The sequence below is a fragment of the Arthrobacter sp. 7Tela_A1 genome (assembly GCF_049311065.1).
Lineage (GTDB): Bacteria > Actinomycetota > Actinomycetes > Actinomycetales > Micrococcaceae > Arthrobacter_B.
This window is the reverse complement of record NZ_JAXIOO010000001.1, coordinates 132332-149741: the sequence shown is the minus strand read 5'-3', so window position 1 is coordinate 149741 and position 17410 is coordinate 132332. Positions and strand designations below refer to the sequence as shown.

The window sequence follows — 17410 nt, the reverse complement described above, 5'->3', positions numbered from 1 at the left end:
GAGGTCTGGTTACCAGTCTAGTGTTTCCCTGCGGGGCTTACCTCGCCGGGAGCAGCGGCTGCCGGCCGCCGTCACACCGCGCTTAGGCGCCGAGCAACTCCCGCAGCCCGGTCAGGAATGCAGTGGTTTCCGCTTCCGTGCCGGCCGTCACGCGAAGATGTCCTGGAATGCCGACATCGCGGATCAGCACGCCCGCGTCCAGGAGTCCCTGCCAGATCCGCTTCGTGTCTTCCACTCCTCCGAAGAAGACGAAGTTGGCATCTGAGGCGGCAGGCTGCAGGCCGAGTTCGGTCAGCCCTGCGACAATCCGGTCGCGCTGGACTTTGATGTCCTCGACGTTGGCCAGCAGTGCATCGGCGTGGGCCAGCGCTGCGTTGGCCGTGGCCTGTGTGACGGCTGAGAGGTGGTAAGGAAGCCGGACGAGCCTCAGCGCATCAGTGACTTCGGGGGCAGCCGCCAGGTACCCCAGCCGCGCGCCGGCCAGGGCGAATGCCTTGCTCATGGTCCGGGAGACAATCAGGCGCTCCCGGCCCGGAAGCAGTTCAAGGGCACTGGGGGTGCCGGCGTGGGAGAACTCTGCATACGCCTCGTCCACGATCACGATCGCGTTGCTTGCGGCGCCTGCCTCGTAGACAGCCTCGATGACGTCCAGCCCCAGTCCGGTGCCGGTGGGGTTGTTCGGGGTGCAGAGGAAGACGATGTTCGGTGCTGCCGCGCGGACCTGTTCCGCTGCGGATGCGGCGGAGAGGGTGAAGTCCGCTGCCCTGTCCCCGGTGACGTAGCGGGTTCCCGTGCCGCTGGCGAGCAGCGGATACATGGAATAGGTGGGCGGAAAGCTCATCGCAGTGCGTCCGGGACCGCCGAAGGCCTGCAGGATCTGCTGCAGCACCTCGTTGGATCCGTTGCCCGCCCAGATGTTCTCGATGCCCAGTCCGTGGCCCAGATAGCCGGCGAGGCGGGTTCGAAGTTCAGTGAATTCGCGGTCCGGGTAGCGGTTCAGTCCCGAGGCGGCCCGCTGGACGGAGGCGGTGATTGCGTCCTGCACCTCTTGCGGCAGGCCATGGGTGTTTTCGTTGACGTTCAGCAGGATGGGGACATCCAGCTGCGGCGCACCGTAGGGGGTCAGCCCCCGGAGATCGTCGCGCAGGGGAAGGCGGTTCAGTTTTTCCAGCTGTTCAGTCACCAGTACAGCTTAAGGCGCACGCCGCCGGTGAACAGAATCCGTGTAGCCCGGTGACGGGCCCCAGCGGCAGAACGACCCGAAAACGCAGTTAGCCGGCGACCGGAATGTAGAGCTGCGCCCCTGCCGGGACCACGGCGTCGGACAGATTGTTCAGTTCCATAATGTCGGCCACGACGGTCCGCGGATCCTGCTCGGGCGCATATTCGGCGGCCAGACCCCAGAGGGTGTCACCGGTGCTGACGCTCACCTGCTGGGTGCGGGTCAGGTCTCCGCCACCACCCGCGGCCAGTGCGGGCGCTGTGAAGAACCCGACAAAGGTCAGGAGGGCGGCGCCGCCAAACATGATCGGGGCACCAATAAGCAGCAGGCGACCCCGTCGCGTCAGGCGAAGCGGGGCGGGGGCTTGCTGTTCCACCGGCTGGTGGGCGGTGCGTGCTGCCGAGAGCTGGGCTGTCATGGCAAAACCTTTCCGGAGCGGGAGCCTGCTTATTCCGGTGCTGCTGCACCGGCCTGGGCGGGTTCGAAACTGGGTTCGAACAGTTGGCGACCTTGAATCGAACATGTATTCGATCCCTTCTGTTCCTTTTCTAGCATCTATCTACGAACGATGTCGAGACTCACTCGAACAAATGTTTGAAAATGACCCTCCGCTCCCCTAGCGTGGATACCGGCGGTGTCACTTGTTTATCGTTCGGACTCAGGCAACCACCCGCCACTGACATTGCCGACATTGCCGCCCTCCGGTTCGCCGGAACACTCGAAGGGAAGCCGAAGTGCCCCGTAGGAACAACTCCGAAGGCAGGAGCGCTGCCGCGGCCGCCGCCGATGCCCCGCGGCCCCGGTCCCTGACTCCCCGGCAGAAGAAGATCCTCGAAACCATCCAGGCGTCCGTCAGCACCAACGGCTACCCGCCCTCCATGCGCGAGATCGGTGACACGGTCGGCCTGGCCAGCCTCTCAAGCGTCACGCACCAGCTCAGCCAGCTGGAAAAGATGGGCTACATCCGCCGTGACCCCAAACGACCCCGGGCCATGGAGATCCTTGTGCCGCTGCTCATGCACACCGAGCGGGGCACGGGTTCCGCCGCCGGCGACGCGTCAGCGCCTGCGGCCGATGCACGAACGGCATCCAACGTCACGGAACTGACGACGGCGGTGGACACGGCAATGGTGCCGCTGGTCGGCAGGATCGCGGCCGGTGGTCCGATCCTGGCGGACCAGGTCGTGGAAGAAATGATCCCGCTGCCCCGGCAGCTGGTCGGGCACGGCGAGCTGTTCATGCTGCGCGTCTCCGGAGACTCCATGGTGGACGCGGCCATCTGTGACGGCGACTGGGTAGTGGTCCGCCGCCAGCAGACGGCCGAGAACGGTGATATCGTCGCCGCCCTGCTCGATGACGAAGCAACCGTAAAGACCTTCCGCCAGCGCAACGGCCACACCTGGCTGCTGCCGCAGAACACGCGCTACGAACCGATCATGGGAGACCACGCCACCATCATGGGCAAGGTTGTCTCGGTGATGCGTTCCCTCTAGGAACGCATCACGCAAAAGCCCGTCCTCCGCTGTGTTCCAGCGAAGGACGGGCTTCGTTCCTGCGACGTTCTTGTGCAGGGTCCGTCAGGATTTCACGCCCGTCTTCTCCCCCGCCTGGGCCGCCCGCAGCCGTTCCAGGATGCCGAGCGCCACGGTACGGTCGGTGGTGCTCCAGAACGGCGGCAGTGCCGCACGCAGGAATCCGCCGTAGCGGGCAGTGGCCAGCCGTGAATCCAGGACGGCGACCATGCCGCGGTCCCCGGCTGCACGGATCAGTCGGCCGGCACCCTGCGCAAGCCGCACGGCTGCGTGCGTCGCTGACACCGTCATGAAGCCGTTGCCGCCTGCTTTAGCCACAGCACGGGTACGTGCCGTCATCAGCGGGTCATCGGGACGCGGGAACGGGATGCGGTCGATCACGACCAGGCGGCACGACCCACCCGGAACATCGACTCCCTGCCACAGCGACATAGTGCCGAACAGGCAGGTGGCGTCCTCCTCCGCGAACTGCTTGACCAGACCCGACATGGACGATTCCCCCTGGCACAGGATCGGAAAATCGACCTTGGGCCGCAGGGCAGCGGCGGCTTCTTCGGCAGCACGGCGGGAGGAGAACAGTCCAAGCGCCCCTCCGCCCGAGGCCTTGAGCAGCGCTTCCAGTTCTTCCAGCTGCGCAGGGGACGTACCGCGGTCGGGCTTAGGCAGGTTCTTGGCGACGTACAGGACGCCTTGGCGCGGGTAGTCGAAGGGGCTGCCGACGTCGGAGCCCGTCCATTGGGGTGCCGCTGCACCCACGAGTCCCAGGCCGCCTGCCACCGGACCGAACTCGGAACCAATAGCCAGCGTGGCTGAGGTCAGGATGACGGTGTGGCCGTCGAACAGTCCGTCCCTGAGCCGGCCGGCTACGGAGAGCGGCGCGACATTCACGGTGGCGGGCGCGTCATCGTCGGGCGGCGAATAACCCTCCCCCGGAGAGAAGGTGCTCGGCCTGGAAGCCCATACGACTTCGCCGGCATCCGGAGCGGACACCAGCCGTTCACACACTTCCAGCACACCCAGCAGGCGCGAGCGGGCCATCTGCCGTCCGCCGTCTCCGGCGTCTCCGCCCTCGGGCTTTGAATCGGAGAGCGCCACACGGCATGCTTCCCGGACCCGTCCGACGGCTAGTTCCTGCTCGCCGTTCAGGCCCGACGGCAGCAGGCCGGCCGGAACGCCTTCCATGGAAGCGTCGAAGGCGCGTCCGGCTGCTGCCAGCTCCTCGACCGAAGCGGAGGTGTGCTTGCGGGCGGCGGTGACTGCGGCACTGATGACGGTGCCGGAGAGCTGGCCGGTCACCGCTCCCGTCACCCGGTCCTGCAGTTCGTGGGCCTCGTCGATGACAACGACGTCGTAGTCCGGCAGCACTGCGAGGCCCTCGAAGGCGCTGATCGCGAGCATGGCGTGGTTAGTGATGACCAGGTCGGCGACGGCAGCTTTGGCTCTGGCACGTTCGCTGAAGCACTGCTCCGCCACCGGGCACCGCTGGGCGCCGAGGCATTCCATCGACGTCACCGAAACCTGCCGCCAGGCGCGGTCGGTCACGCCCGGGAGCAGTTCGTCGCGGTCCCCCGTCTCCGTTTCTTCGGCCCATTCCCGCAGCCGGACCACTTCCCTGCCCAGGGCCGAGGTGGGCCCTGGGGCTGGAGCGGGGTGGGCGACACCGTGGTCATCGCCGAGGCTGAACAGGGCGCCTGGATCGTCGTCTTCCGGGAACCCTCCGCCGGTCTTGTGGACGCAGACGTAGTTGCTGCGCCCCTTGAGCAGCGCGACGTCGACTTCCCGCGGCAGTTTCGGTGCCAGGGCATCAAGCAACCGGGGCAGGTCCCGTCCCACGATCTGCGCCTGGAGGGCCAGGGTGGCTGTCGAAACGAGGGCAGGCTTGGTGCTCTCAAGGGCATGGTGGATGAGCGGGACCAGGTAGGCCAGGGACTTGCCGGTTCCGGTCCCGGCCTGCACCAGCAGGTGCTTTCCGGTCTCGATCGACTCCGCCACCTGGCGTGCCATGTCGTGCTGTCCCGGGCGGTTTTGGCCGCCCATTGCGTCCACCGCGGTGTCCAGGAGCTCCAGGACCTCCGCGGCTGCATCCTTCTTAGGCATGGAGGGCGAACGGCTCCAACTCGGGGGCAAGGGAATCGCGGACCTTGACCCGCAGGCGGGTTCCGCCTTCCTCGTGGTCGAGCGAGATGATTTCCGCGTCCTGGCTGTGCAGCCGGGAGACGACGTCGCCGCGCTGGTAGGGAACGAGGAGGTCCAGTTCAATTCCGGGCCGCGGAATGCCGTCAGAAATCGCCTGCCGGAGTTCCTCGATGCCTTCGCCGGTCCGGGCGGAAACCACCACGGTCCGGGGCTCGCGCTGCCGCAGCCGTTCGAGGACAAACGGGTCAGCTGCATCGGCCTTGTTGAGCACGATGATCTCGGGGATCCGCCGGGCGTCCACGTCCGCGAGGACCGCACGCACGGCGGCGATCTGCCCCTCCGGATCCGGGTGTGATGCATCGACCACGTGCAGGATCAGGTCAGCGTCGGCCACCTCTTCCAGCGTGGACCGGAAGGCCTCCACCAGCTGTGTGGGCAGCGACCGGACGAACCCCACAGTGTCCGCCAGGGTGTACCCGATTCCGTCAGCGGTCTCCGCCTTGCGGATGGTCGGATCCAGCGTGGCGAACAGTGCGTTCTCCACCAGCACCCCGGCGTCAGTGAGCCGGTTGAGCAGGGAGGACTTTCCCGCGTTGGTGTAGCCGGCGATGGCAACGGAAGGAACCTCGTTGCGCTGGCGGTTCGCCCGCTTGGTTTCGCGGGCAGGCTTCATCGCGGCGATTTCACGGCGCAGCTTGGCCATCCGCGTACGGATCTTCCGCCGGTCCAGCTCGATCTTGGTTTCACCCGGTCCACGCGAACCCATGCCGGCGCCGGCGCTGCCTACCTGGCCGCCAGCCTGGCGGGACATGGATTCACCCCAGCCGCGGAGGCGGGGAAGCAGGTATTCCAGCTGGGCAAGTTCCACCTGAGCCTTGCCCTCGCGGGACTTGGCGTGCTGGGCGAAGATATCCAGGATCAGTGCGGTGCGGTCGATCACCTTCACCTTGACGATGTCTTCCAGGCCGCGGCGCTGGGAAGGCGACAGCTCACTGTCCACGATCACGGTGTCCGCACCGGTCGCCAGGACGATGTCCTTCAGCTCCTGGGCCTTGCCGGACCCGAGGAAGGTGCCGGGGTCCGGTTTCATCCTCCGCTGGATGATTCCGTCGAGCACCTCGGAACCGGCCGTCTCGGCGAGGGCCGCGAGCTCACGCAGCGAGTTCTCGGCGTCGGCCGCCGTTCCTTCCATCCAGAGACCGGCCAGGACAACACGTTCCAGGCGCAGCTGCCGGTACTCGACTTCGGTGACGTCTTCGAGTTCAGTGGAGAGTCCTGCAACGCGGCGCAGTGCGCGGCGGTCCTGGAGGTCCTGCTGGTCTCCGTCGAAGACAGAGTGCTCCGCGTCCTGCGCTGAGAGTGCCTGTGCCTGCCGGGATAATCCGGAGCCGGAATCGGGCGACACGCTGCGCTTGGCAGCAGCTGCTTCTTCCTTGGCCAGGATCCGGTCAATGACGCCCTGGATTTCCTCGGGCTTGAGGTCCGTGGGCGTGGAGCCGGCAGCGGGACGGGAATTGTTGATGGTCATAATCTCCTTAGACGCAAGTGTTAACCATGGTAGGTCAGCGGACCCACATTGTGCGGGCTCTCCGGGGACCTGTGCAATACCTTGCGCAGGCTCCGGCTCCGGGCCGAGGGCTGCCCGGAGCCGGGAAGCCACTAATCTGGATAGTTATGGGTTCAGAGCATTACTTCAGTTCGCAGCCGTCCACGCCAGAGGTACGCAGGCCGCTGCGTGTCACACTCAACGGTCGGGACGTCACCTTGGCCACCTCCGGCGGGATTTTCTCGCCCGACGGCGTTGATAAGGGAACGCAGGTACTGCTCGCAGGTATTCCCGACCCGTCAGCTGAGGGCAACCTGCTTGATATCGGCTGCGGCTGGGGACCCATCGCCCTCACGATGGCGCTGAAGTCGCCGGGGGCGCAGGTCTACGCCGTCGACGTCAACGAACGGTCCCTGGGCCTGACGCGGGACAACGCTGCCACACTGGGGCTCGGCAACGTCCATGCCGCGCTGCCCGAGGCTATCGATCCCGAACTGCGGTTCGCCACTATCTGGTCGAATCCGCCCATTCGCATTGGCAAGGATGAACTGCACGCACTGCTGCTTCAGTGGCTTCCCCGGCTGGCCCCCGGCGGCACAGCGTGGCTGGTGGTCCAGAAAAACCTTGGTTCGGACTCCCTGCAGCGCTGGCTCGACAGCGCTCTGGGCGAGGGCTTCCACGTCAGCCGACACAGCACGGCAAAGTCCTTCCGCATCCTGAAGGTGGCGCGGGAAGACTAATCTGCGGGACTAGAGCACGGTTCCGCGGGCCACGAGCACAGCGGGTCCACTGAGTTCCACATGCTCACGGCCGTCCGCGCCGGGCAGGAAGCGGATGCCGAGGACTCCTCCGGGCACAGCCACGCTCCAGGCATCAGGGGCCCCGGTACCGGCCCAGAAGCGAGTGGCGACCGCTGCCGCACAGGCTCCCGTGCCGCAGGAGCGGGTCTCGCCGACACCCCGTTCGTGGACACGCATGGTGAGCTGGCCGACGCCGTCGAGCACCAGCGGCTCCGCCGGCACCACGAACTCCACGTTGGTGCCGTTGTCGGGGACGGGCTCCACCGACGGCGCCCTGGTGAGGTCCGTTGCGGCCAGTTCGGAAAGTTCAGCCAGGGCGACGACGGTGTGGGGGTTGCCCATGCTCACCGACAGTCCCGGCCGGGGCACCTCGAGTCCCTCGGCGTTCACGACGGTGTCCATGCCCTTGGCCGCGGCGTGGTCGGGGAAGATGAACTCCCACGGTCCCATGTCAACGGCGTATCCGTCCGGGGTGCGCGTCACTGTCTTCAGTCCGCCGCGGGTTCCGATCGCCAGTGCTTCACCGGGGGCCAGCGCGGCCAGTCCTTCTTCGAGCAGGAAGTGCACAAAGACGCGGACGCCGTTGCCGCACATCTCAGAGACGCTGCCGTCGCCGTTGCGGTAGTCCATGAACCACTCGGCGTCCGGGTTGGTCTGCAGCAGGGCCTGGCCCTCGGGCAGGTGTTCGGAACGGACAGCGCGGATAAACCCGTCGGCACCGATTCCGCTGTGCCGGTCACACAGTGCCGCTACATCGGCCGGAGCGAACTCTGACAGCCCGTTGGGGTCTGCCACGAGGACAAAGTCGTTGCCGGTTCCGTGCCCTTTCGCAAAGGACAGGCCCGTAAGGGCAAGCGGAAGGCCGGAGGCGGACAGGGCTGCGGGGGAAGGAGTGCTCACTCCTCAAGAATAGCGGCGGCGGCCTTCTCCACCAGTCGGGGATCGTCGAAGTCCAGCCATGTCACGCGCGGATCTGCGCGGAACCAGGTCAGCTGGCGGCGGGCGAACTGCCTGGTGGCCACCACGGTGTCCTCGGCTGCTTTCTCGACCGTGGACTCGCCGTCGAGCACTTTGAGGAACTGCGCGTAGCCCAGGGCCCGTCCGGCAGTCTTGCCGGTACGCAGTCCGGCCGCATCCAGGCGCCGTACTTCCTCTTCCAGTCCCTGCTCCACCATGTGTCCCACCCGCAGGGCCAGCCGCGAGTGCAGCAGGCTGCGTTCTACCTGCAGCCCAATCTGCACGGCGGGCTGGAAGTACGTGCGCTCTGGCATGAAGGAACTGAACGGACGCCCGGTGAGCTCGTGGACTTCCAGGGCGCGCACCACGCGCCGCGCATCGCCCAGCCGGCCGGCGGAGACCGGGTCAACGGCCTCCAGGCGGCTTCGCAGGTGTTCGAGTCCGGACGCTTCCAGTTCTGCTTCCAGGCGCCGGCGCACCTCCGGATCCGTGCCCGGGAATTCCAGGACGTCCAGTGCTGCGCGCACGTAGAGTCCGGAGCCCCCGACGAGGATGGGCCACCGGCCCCGGGAACGGATGTCAGTGATAAGGCTGCGGGCCTGCGCCTGGAAAGCCGAGACGCTGGCTTCTTCCGTGACGTCCATGATGTCCAGGAGGTGGTGCGGGATCCCGCCGCGTTCGGCCGGGGGAAGCTTGGCGGTTCCGATGTCCATGCCGCGGTAGAACTGCATCGAGTCGGCGTTGATGATTTCCCCGCCCAGCCGGGCGGCCAGGGCGACGCCGAGATCGGATTTCCCGGAACCGGTAGGACCTACGACGGCGAGGACCGGGAGGTCTTGTCCGTTCACTGGCGCGGAGGCAGGGCCGGCATGCCGAGCAGGACACCGGCACGGGCTCCGGCTGCTGCCGGGGACGGAGCACCGCAGGAATCGGCTTGCGCACGGTCCCAGGCATCTCCTGCCCGTGAGCGCCGCAGCGAGTAGTCAGCGGTCGAGGCGGGATCTGAGACCAGGTGGAACGCCGCTGCCGAGGTGACGGGGACGGTGACCAGGTCGCCTGGCCGGGGAACCGGAGCTCCGTCCGGGACGGAGAAGTGGACCAGCCGCTGGTCACGGGAGCGTCCGGAAAGGCGCCCGGTCTCCGCGGACTTTTTCCCGGCGGCGGCCGTCACCATGACCTCGACGGTCCGGCCGACCTGCTTGGCGTTCTCTTCCGCAGCGATCCGGTCCTGCAGTGCGGTGAGTCGCTCAAAGCGTTCCTGCACGACGGCCTTGGGCAGCTGGTCGGGCAGGTCAGCCGCCGGGGTACCGGGGCGCTTGGAGTATTGGAACGTGAAGGCCGTCGCGAAGCGTGCCTGTTCGACGACGTCGAGGGTGGCCTGGAAGTCTTCCTCGGTCTCCCCCGGGAAGCCGACGATGATGTCGGTCGAGATCGCTGCGTGCGGCATCTGCTCGCGCACGCGGTCCAGGATGCCCAGGAATTTCTTGGACCGGTAGGACCGGCGCATGTCCTTCAGCACCTTGTCTGAGCCGGACTGCAGCGGCATGTGCAGCTGGGGCATCACGTTGGGCGTTTCGGCCATGGCGTGGATGACGTCGTCGGTGAAAGCGGCGGGGTGCGGGCTCGTGAACCGGACCCGTTCCAGGCCCTCGATCTTCCCGCAGGCGCGCAGCAGTTTGGCGAAGGCGCCGCGGTCACCGAACTCGACCCCGTAGGAATTGACGTTCTGGCCCAGCAGCGTGACCTCGATCGCGCCGTCGTCTACCAGTGCCTGGACCTCGGCGAGGATCTCGCCGGGCCGGCGGTCCCGTTCCTTGCCGCGCAGGGACGGGACGATGCAGAAGGTACAGGTGTTGTTGCAGCCAACCGAGATCGATACCCACCCCGAGTAGACGGAGTCACGCTTGGTCGGGAGGGTGGAGGGGAAGACCTCCAGCGACTCGAGGATTTCCAGCTGCGCGGCGTCGTTGTGGCGGGCACGCTCCAGCAGGGCTGGAAGTGCGCCGATGTTGTGGGTGCCGAAGACAGCGTCCACGAACGGTGCCTTGGCGAGGATGGTCTCCCGGTCCTTCTGGGCCAGGCAGCCGCCAACTGCAATCTGCATGCCCGGCCGCGACTCCTTGACGTGCGCCAGCTGGCCGAGGTTTCCGTACAGCTTGTTGTCCGCGTTCTCCCGGACCGCACAGGTATTGAAGACCACGACGTCGGCGTCCCCCTCGGTGGCAGGCACGTATCCTGCTCCTTCAAGCAGGCCGGAAATGCGCTCCGAGTCGTGCACGTTCATCTGGCAGCCGAAGGTGCGCACCTGGTAGGTACGCTGCGGGACCTCCTGACGGGTGTCGAAGGTCTCTTCGGATGCGGGGCGGGATACAGACAGGCTCACCATCCAAGGGTACGACGCGGCGCCGCCGCGCCCCCAATTCCGCCGAAAGGCCGGAAGAAGGCCTTTCCAGCGTTGAAAAGAGCTTCTTCTGCCCTCTCGGCGGAAGGCGGGATTAGTACCAGTTGTTGGCGTAGTGGAAGTTCAGGGCGGAGCAGGGGCTGCCGTAGCGGGATTGGATGTAGGTGAGTCCCCAGGTGATCTGCGTCTGGTAGTTCGTCTGCCAGTCGCTTCCCGCGGCCGCTAGCTTGATCCCGGGCAGTGCCTGCGGGATGCCGTAAGCGCCGGAGCTGGCGTTGGTTGCGCTGGTGAGCCACTCGGACTCCTTGGCCCACAGAGTATCCAGGCAGGTCATCTGCGAGGCATCCCAGCCATGGTTTCCGAGGACCGACGCAGCGTAGGCCTTCGCGCCTGCGGGATCGTCCACGGGAACAGCAGCGGCGGCGATCCGGGCGGCTTCGCCGGCAGCAGCCTGTTCAGCCGCTGCTTCCTCGGCAGCAGCCTGTTCAGCTGCTGTCCGCTCAGCGGCTTCCTGCTCTGCAGCTTCCGCTGCCGCAAGCTCAGCGGAAGCGGCGCGTGCGGCCTCCTGCTCGGCCGCCTGGTCCACTGCCGCTGCCTCGTCGCCGGATGAAGTCGCCGGTGACGTTGGGCCGGCAGCTTCGGGAGCTGCCGGACCCGGCTCCACTGAGTCCGACGGCGCCGGCTCGGCAGCCTGCGCGGCCTCGTCCGTACCATCATCCAGAAGCGGCAGCGCCATGCTCGCAAGCTGGATGCCGGCTGTCGCACGGAGGTCATCCTCGCTCGCAGCAGCACCCACCGTACCGGCCATCGCCAAGGTGCCCAGGGCAACCCCGGCGGAAATCTTCATTCTTTTCCTGCGCCGGGCAATGGTCCGCTGGCGTCTCTGCTCACGCCGTCCGTGTACTTCAGTCATAAGTCCGGGACTGTACACAGGATTTCTGGGACAGATTGCGGAACGATAACGCTCAGGTTGCGTTAAGGTAACGCCGGGGGTTTAATACCAGTTCACTCGCTCCGAATGGTCCCAGGCAGCGCAGGGGCTTCCGTACCTCTGGCTGATATACATCAGCCCCCAGTTGATCTGGGTTCGGTAGTTCGTCCGCCAGTCGGATCCCAGGGCGGCCATCTTGTCCCCTGGAAGAGACTGGGGGATGCCGTAGGCGCCGCTGTAAGGATTATGTGCGCTGGTCCGCCAGTTGGACTCCCGGTTCCACAGGTCTACAAGACAGCGGAATTGACTGCCGTCCCAACCGTAGGCGGACGAGGCCCCGGCCGCGTACGCCTGAGCACCCGCAGGGTCATCTACGGGAGCGGCGGGGGGCGGGGGCGCAACGGGCAGCGGTGCGGGATTCCCCGTCAGCGGAGGTACCGGGACGGGTGCCGGAGCAGGTGCCGGAGCGGGTGCAGGAGGCACCGGCGGCGGTACGGGACCCGGTTCGGGGCCCCTGGGAATCGTGGGATTAATCACAGGCTGATTCTCGGGCCGGGGGGTTTTGACCGCGGCAAGACGGGCAGCTTCGGCCTGCTGACGGACTGACTCCTCAACCCGGGCTGCTTCCAGCCGCTTCAGTTCAGCTTCTGCAGTACTGTCCTTAAGCTCGGCCAACTGGGCCACCAGCTCCGCCGTACGTTCTTCCTGTTCACGGACGGCTTGCTCAGCCGCGGCAGTGGCCGCTTCCGCTCCTTCATAAAGCTCCCCTGCCTCGTGGGCCAGGGTTTCGCGCGCCTGACGCTCCGCTTCCTCGGCTTCCTGAAGGGAAGCAGCGGTGCTTTCGGCTGCCGCCGCCTGTTCGAAGAGACGTGCCGTCCGGTCCGTTACAAGCTGCAGCGTAGCCAGCCGGTCAAAATGCGCCGTGCCTGCCTCGGCGTCGAGGATAAACAGGAGGCTGCTGTCCATTCCGCCGGTCTTGTACGTCTGGGCCGCGAGGGCGCCGACCTGGCTGTTGAGGGACGCTGCTTCGGCTGCCGCTGCGCTGCGTGCTGCCGCGAGTTCTCCGAGACGGGCGTCGCTGGCCTCCAGTTCGCTGCGCAGGACGTCATAGCGGCTCGACGCGTCGACGGCGGCGTTGCCCAGCTCCCCTGCCTCGGACTGCAGGTCGGCCAGATGGCGTTCCAGTTCCGAGACCTGTGCCTGTTTGGCCGACGCATCGCCTTTGGCTGCGGCGATGTCCTCCCAGCTGGGATAGTCCGCGGCCGAAGCGGGCACAGCGACGAGCAAGGCAGCTGCCAGCGCACCGGCAGCTGCCGTGGCCATAAGGGACGAGAAGCGTAACTTCTGTCCCAGAAACCTCATTGTAAACATAGTGCTGCCCAGCATACGGCACGGGATGTTGCTGCCCTTGATGCCGCACGGGCTGCAGGGCTAAACGTCTGAGGCACGTTCCGCCGCCCTCGCTGCGAGGCCCTCTTCGACCACGGAGAAACCCAGGGACGGAGAGTAGCCTTTGCGGGCCAGCATGGATACGAGGCGGCGAACGAGCTTGTCACGTCCTTTGCGGTCCTGGGGCACGGCAGCGTTGCGTAGCTTGCGGCGGACAAGGTCCCTGGCCGCTTCCCACTCATCGTCGGCGCTGACCTGCTCCAGGGCCTCTTCAGCCAGCTCCGGCGCGATGCCCTTCTCCGCGAGTTCCCTCCGGATCGCCGAGCGGGCCAGGGAGCGGGTCTGTGTCCTGCTGCGCACCCACATCTGAGCGAACTCGGCGTCGTCAATGAGCTGCACTTCCTCGAAGCGGTCCAGCACTGCGGCCGCCACGTCCTCCGGAACGTCCCGTTCGGCAAGCTTGTCTGCCAGCTGCCGGCGGCTTTTGGAGGAACTGGTCAGCTGGCGCAGGACGATCGCGCGGGCGACGGAGTAGGGATCAGCTTCGGGAACGGAATCGGCCGGCGAGGCCGGGGGGGGGGGGGGGCCCCCCCCCCCCGCCCGGCTTCCGTCCGCGGCGCCGCTGCTGCTGCATCCGCTGAGGCTATGCGCCGGCGGCAGCGGCCTTGCCGGCTGCCGTGTCCGTCTTGCCGTTGACCGCCTGTTCCTCGGGCTGCGCGTCAACACCAAGCTTCACGCGGAGCCGGCGTTCAATCTCGTCAGCCAGTTCCGGATTATCCCGCAGGAACCGGCGGGAGTTTTCCTTGCCCTGGCCCAGCTGGTCGCCGTCGTAGGTGAACCATGCGCCCGACTTCTTGACGATTCCATGCTCGACGCCCATGTCGATCAGGCCGCCTTCGCGGGAAATGCCCTGGCCGTAGATGATGTCGAACTCGGCCTGCTTGAACGGCGGGGCCATCTTGTTCTTGACGATCTTGGCACGGGTACGGTTGCCAACCGGGTTGGTGCCTTCCTTCAGCGTTTCAATGCGGCGCACATCGATGCGGACCGAGGCGTAGAACTTCAGGGCCTTGCCGCCGGTGGTCGTCTCGGGGCTGCCGAAGAACACGCCGATCTTCTCGCGGAGCTGGTTAATGAAGATCGCCGTGGTTTTGGTCTGGCTCAGGCGCCCGGTGATCTTCCGGAGTGCCTGGCTCATGAGGCGGGCCTGGAGACCCACGTGGCTGTCGCCCATTTCGCCTTCGATTTCGGCGCGCGGCACGAGGGCAGCAACAGAGTCGATGACCACGATGTCCAGGGAGCCGGAGCCCACCAGCATGTCCATGATTTCCAGGGCCTGTTCGCCGGTGTCCGGCTGGGAGACCAGCAGCGCGTCAGTGTCCACGCCCAGTTTCTTCGCGTACTCCGGATCCAGGGCGTGCTCGGCGTCGATGAACGCGGCGATGCCGCCGTTCTTCTGTGCGTTGGCCACGGCGTGGAGCGCGACGGTGGTCTTACCCGAGGATTCGGGTCCGTAGATTTCGACAACGCGTCCGCGCGGGAGTCCGCCAATGCCCAGTGCTATGTCCAGTGCGATGGAGCTGGTGGAAATCGTTTCGATGGGGGCGCGGGTTTCGTCGCCCAGCCGCATGATCGAGCCCTTGCCGAACTGCTTGTCGATCTGGGCCAGTGCTGCTTCGAGTGCTTTGGCGCGGTCTGGAGCGGCCATTCTTCACCTCTGTTGTTGTGGCTGTTAATGATGTTCCCGGCCCGGGGGCCTGCTTATCGGTTGCTCATTGGTAACCGTAGGCGACGGCACTGACATCGCTGCGCCGCGTACCGCCGATGTGGACAGCCGGTGCGGGGCGGGCCGGGTGCTGCCCCTGTGTAGGAGCATATCGGCATCCGAACAGATATTCGAATGACGTGCCCGCGTGTCCTAGGTGGTTTTGGGTTTCACATCCCGGCCCAGGCGTCTTTCGTCTGGCACATCCTGGATGTCGCACACGGCAAGCCAGACCCGTTTGGGCTCCACTCCCCGTGCGAGGGCCTCGCTGGCTGTCTTCCCGCCGAGGCCCGTTAGGACAAGGTCGGAGGCAAGGACCCGGGAATACGCCGGCCCGAACTCGTCGTCCATGAGCCGCCAAAAATCGCTGATACGCATCGCTTAATCCTCTCACGCTCCCCCGCCTGCCCGCCCTGGCCAGGGGGACGGGATCCTGCCCCGTGGCCGACGCCTAGAATAGGCTCCATGACCGAAAAGCTGCCGGCAACCATTCCCGCCACGACTCCGGCCATAGAAGACCTCGAACAGGAACTCAGTGTCTTGTGGCGCCGCGCGCGTGCAGCATCGCAGCGGGTTGCCCGCGCTGTCCACCCGGATCTGGAGCCCGCTGCCTACGGCCTCCTGGTGCTCCTGCAGCGCCAGGGACCGCTTCGCCTCACCGATATAGCGGCGGCTATCGGGGTGGGCAAACCCTCAGTGAGCCGGCAGATCGTGATGCTCGAGCACCTGGGGCTGGTCCGTAAGCAGGCGGACCCCGACGACGGACGTGCCCAGGCCATCAGCCTCACGGATTCCGGCCGCGATCAGTTGCTGAAGACCCAGCGCGCACGCGAAAAACATTTCCGTGCCCTGCTCCAGGCATGGAGCGAAGACGAGGTGCAGGCGCTGAGCGTGCTGCTGCATAAACTCAACAACTCCGAGGCGCCGGCAGCACCGGCCGCCGGCCCCCTCCCCAGCCAAGATCCACTGCAGAGATAAGGCCCCGTCCGGGCTGGACGGGGCCTTATCGAGATCTTTGGGCGGGCAGCTGATGCTGCCCGAGGTTGTTACGGCGTGCGGGCCAGATCCCGAGCCAGGTCCTCCGGGAATTCACGGGCAAACTCGCGCGAAAATTCCGTAGGAACGGTGTCGGGGATGGAAACGCCTTCGGCGCTGGCCACACGATCACTGACCTCTCGAAGCATCAGGGACAAAGGCACATCCAGGGCGCTGCAGATCGAGGACAGGAGTTCCGAAGAAGCTTCCTTCTGCCCGCGTTCAACCTCGCTCAGGTAACCAAGGGAAACCCGGGCACTGTGCGACACCTCGCGCAGGGTACGGCCCTGGCGCTGGCGTACGTCGCGGAGTACATCACCAATTTCGTGGCGTAGAACTACCATTTTGCGCTCCTTAGGTTCCCGGTGTGCATCTTCCGCCAACCCTACATCCCGCCAGCGAATAACGCCGTTCACGGAAACGGGTTGCTTCACCATGTGTATGTCCTGCTCCCTTATCGGTCCGTCCGCGGCGAGAAACCGCGGAATGTTTAGATCCTAAACCTGAAACCTTGGTGGTTCCTGATACTAACAACTGACGCCGTTACGGTTTTGTTCCCGCACCCCGCCAGCGGACTCCGGGACGCTCCGCATTGCCGCGGCTACGCGGAAACCAGTTCCGCCTCCAGCAGTTCCAGCGCGGCGGTACAGGCCTGCCGCCGGACCGAGTCCCTCCCGCCGTCGAACCGAAAACGCTGCGAGCGTACTCCGGACGAGGTGGCAATCCCGATAAAGACAGTGCCGACGGGCTGTCCGTCATGCGGTTCCGGGCCGGCCGCACCCGTGGTGGACACGCCCAGTTCCGTCCCCAGCAGACGCCGTACTCCGGAGGCCATTTGTTCAGCAACGCGGGCGTCAACCGACCCTGCGGTTGCCAGGAGTTCTTCCGAGACCCCCAGCACGCCGGCCTTGACCTCGTTCTGGTAGGCGACGACGCCGCCCTGCAGCACTGCCGAAGCACCCGGCACGGTGGCGATCTCGGCAGCCACCATGCCGGCGGTCAGGGATTCAGCGCACGCCACGCGCGTGCCCGATGCAGCTGCTGCCGCGACGACCCGCGCCGCGGTGCTGTTCACGCTGACCGGCCGGTTGCGCCCCGTGCCGTGCTGCGCAGCTTAATGGCCTGCAGGACATAGTCGATGCCGGTCACCACAGTGACGACGACGGCGGCGGCCATCGCGGTGGCGCTGATCCACCAGGCCCAGTCGCCCAGCCAGGAGGAGAGCGGCAGCAGGAACAGGAAAATCGCCAGGGTCTGGATCACGGTCTTGAGCTTTCCGCCGCGGGACGCTGCCATGACGCCGTAGCGGATGACGACGAAACGCATGACGGTGATGCCAATTTCCCGGACCAGGATGACGATGGTTACCCACCACCAGAGCTCACCCAGGATGGAGAGCATCACCAGGGCCGAGCCGATCAGCAGCTTGTCCGCAATGGGATCGGCAATCTTGCCGAAATCGGTGATTAGTCCCCGGCTGCGGGCCAGGTCGCCGTCGAGCTTGTCGGTGTAGATGGCCACTGCGAAGGTCGCCACTGCCAGCCAGCGGAAAAGTCCGTCCCGCCCGTCGTCGGCCACGAGGAACCAGATAAACAGGGGCACCATGACGATGCGGATGACCGTCAGGACATTGGCGATGTTGAGGGTAGGTACCCGCTCGGCTCCAGAATTGCTCACGAAACCAGACTAGCCGGAT

At 66.2% G+C, this 17410-nt stretch carries 18 protein-coding genes; 3 read left to right on the top strand and 15 right to left on the bottom strand.

The features are described 5' to 3' along the window. Window positions 1-82: 82 nt before the first annotated feature. Window positions 83-1183 (bottom strand): histidinol-phosphate transaminase, encoded by a 1101-nt coding sequence (locus tag TVB01_RS00720; protein ID WP_422453323.1) that lies wholly within the window; start codon window positions 1181-1183, stop codon window positions 83-85. An 88-nt stretch (window positions 1184-1271) separates the two neighbouring features. Next, complete coding sequence (locus TVB01_RS00715) at window positions 1272-1640, bottom strand: LysM peptidoglycan-binding domain-containing protein (protein ID WP_422453322.1); 369 nt, start codon at window positions 1638-1640, stop codon at window positions 1272-1274. Between the two features lie 388 nt (window positions 1641-2028). Here TVB01_RS00715 and lexA point away from each other — a divergent pair, with 388 nt between their 5' ends. Beyond that, window positions 2029-2715 carry a transcriptional repressor LexA gene (gene lexA, locus TVB01_RS00710; protein WP_422453389.1) on the top strand — a complete coding sequence of 229 codons (687 nt, stop codon included), beginning with the start codon at window positions 2029-2031 and terminating at the stop codon, window positions 2713-2715. Window positions 2716-2799: 84 nt separating this feature from the next. On the opposite strand, the gene TVB01_RS00705 is transcribed toward lexA, so the two are convergent. Together TVB01_RS00705 and hflX are read right to left on the bottom strand one after the other, a co-directional pair. After that, a complete protein-coding gene (locus TVB01_RS00705; RefSeq protein ID WP_422453320.1) occupies window positions 2800-4851 on the bottom strand; it encodes an ATP-dependent DNA helicase in 2052 nt (683 codons plus the stop codon). Further along, entirely contained in the window at window positions 4844-6418 is a 1575-nt protein-coding gene (gene hflX, locus TVB01_RS00700; protein WP_422453319.1) for a GTPase HflX, read from the bottom strand. The genes TVB01_RS00705 and hflX overlap by 8 nt, the downstream gene beginning before the upstream one ends. A 146-nt stretch (window positions 6419-6564) precedes the next feature. Here hflX and TVB01_RS00695 point away from each other — a divergent pair, with 146 nt between their 5' ends. After that, entirely contained in the window at window positions 6565-7176 is a 612-nt protein-coding gene (locus tag TVB01_RS00695) for a class I SAM-dependent methyltransferase (protein ID WP_422453317.1), read from the top strand. Between the two features lie 9 nt (window positions 7177-7185). Here the strand turns inward: TVB01_RS00695 and dapF are convergent, their stop codons facing one another. The 8 genes from dapF to TVB01_RS00655 form a co-directional block, all read right to left on the bottom strand. Next, window positions 7186-8136 carry a diaminopimelate epimerase gene (dapF, locus tag TVB01_RS00690; RefSeq protein ID WP_422453315.1) on the bottom strand — a complete coding sequence of 317 codons (951 nt, stop codon included), beginning with the start codon at window positions 8134-8136 and terminating at the stop codon, window positions 7186-7188. Beyond that, entirely contained in the window at window positions 8133-9041 is a 909-nt protein-coding gene (gene miaA, locus TVB01_RS00685; RefSeq protein WP_422453313.1) for a tRNA (adenosine(37)-N6)-dimethylallyltransferase MiaA, read from the bottom strand. The genes dapF and miaA overlap by 4 nt, the downstream gene beginning before the upstream one ends. Next, a complete protein-coding gene (miaB, locus tag TVB01_RS00680) occupies window positions 9038-10570 on the bottom strand; it encodes a tRNA (N6-isopentenyl adenosine(37)-C2)-methylthiotransferase MiaB (protein WP_422453388.1) in 1533 nt (510 codons plus the stop codon). Before miaB ends, miaA begins: the two co-directional genes overlap by 4 nt. Before the next feature lie 118 nt (window positions 10571-10688). Further along, the gene (locus TVB01_RS00675; RefSeq protein ID WP_422453311.1) at window positions 10689-11507 is read right to left on the bottom strand and encodes a hypothetical protein; all 819 of its coding nucleotides are present in this window, start codon (window positions 11505-11507) and stop codon (window positions 10689-10691) included. An 81-nt stretch (window positions 11508-11588) separates the two neighbouring features. Beyond that, window positions 11589-12848: a coiled-coil domain-containing protein gene (locus TVB01_RS00670; protein WP_422453309.1), complete on the bottom strand. Its 1260-nt coding sequence runs from the start codon at window positions 12846-12848 to the stop codon at window positions 11589-11591. Window positions 12849-12956: 108 nt separating this feature from the next. After that, entirely contained in the window at window positions 12957-13385 is a 429-nt protein-coding gene (locus tag TVB01_RS00665; RefSeq protein ID WP_422453386.1) for a regulatory protein RecX, read from the bottom strand. A gap of 172 nt (window positions 13386-13557) precedes the next feature. Next, the gene (recA, locus tag TVB01_RS00660) at window positions 13558-14622 is read right to left on the bottom strand and encodes a recombinase RecA (RefSeq protein WP_422453307.1); all 1065 of its coding nucleotides are present in this window, start codon (window positions 14620-14622) and stop codon (window positions 13558-13560) included. A 210-nt stretch (window positions 14623-14832) separates the two neighbouring features. Further along, window positions 14833-15057, bottom strand: coding sequence for a DUF3046 domain-containing protein (locus TVB01_RS00655; protein ID WP_422453306.1), 225 nt, complete (start codon window positions 15055-15057; stop codon window positions 14833-14835). An 87-nt stretch (window positions 15058-15144) separates the two neighbouring features. Between TVB01_RS00655 and TVB01_RS00650 the strand changes: the two genes are divergently transcribed. After that, window positions 15145-15657 carry a MarR family winged helix-turn-helix transcriptional regulator gene (locus tag TVB01_RS00650; protein ID WP_422453304.1) on the top strand — a complete coding sequence of 171 codons (513 nt, stop codon included), beginning with the start codon at window positions 15145-15147 and terminating at the stop codon, window positions 15655-15657. A gap of 68 nt (window positions 15658-15725) precedes the next feature. Here TVB01_RS00650 and TVB01_RS00645 read toward each other — a convergent pair whose 3' ends face one another. The 3 genes from TVB01_RS00645 to pgsA all read right to left on the bottom strand — a co-directional run bounded on the left by TVB01_RS00645 (window position 15726) and on the right by pgsA (window position 17391). Further along, window positions 15726-16151 carry a helix-turn-helix domain-containing protein gene (locus TVB01_RS00645; protein WP_091606131.1) on the bottom strand — a complete coding sequence of 142 codons (426 nt, stop codon included), beginning with the start codon at window positions 16149-16151 and terminating at the stop codon, window positions 15726-15728. A gap of 164 nt (window positions 16152-16315) precedes the next feature. Then, window positions 16316-16789, bottom strand: a complete 474-nt coding sequence (locus tag TVB01_RS00640) for a CinA family protein (protein WP_422453301.1) — start codon at window positions 16787-16789, stop codon at window positions 16316-16318. Further along, window positions 16786-17391, bottom strand: a complete 606-nt coding sequence (pgsA, locus tag TVB01_RS00635) for a CDP-diacylglycerol--glycerol-3-phosphate 3-phosphatidyltransferase (protein WP_422453299.1) — start codon at window positions 17389-17391, stop codon at window positions 16786-16788. The genes TVB01_RS00640 and pgsA overlap by 4 nt, the downstream gene beginning before the upstream one ends. Window positions 17392-17410: the final 19 nt, after the last annotated feature.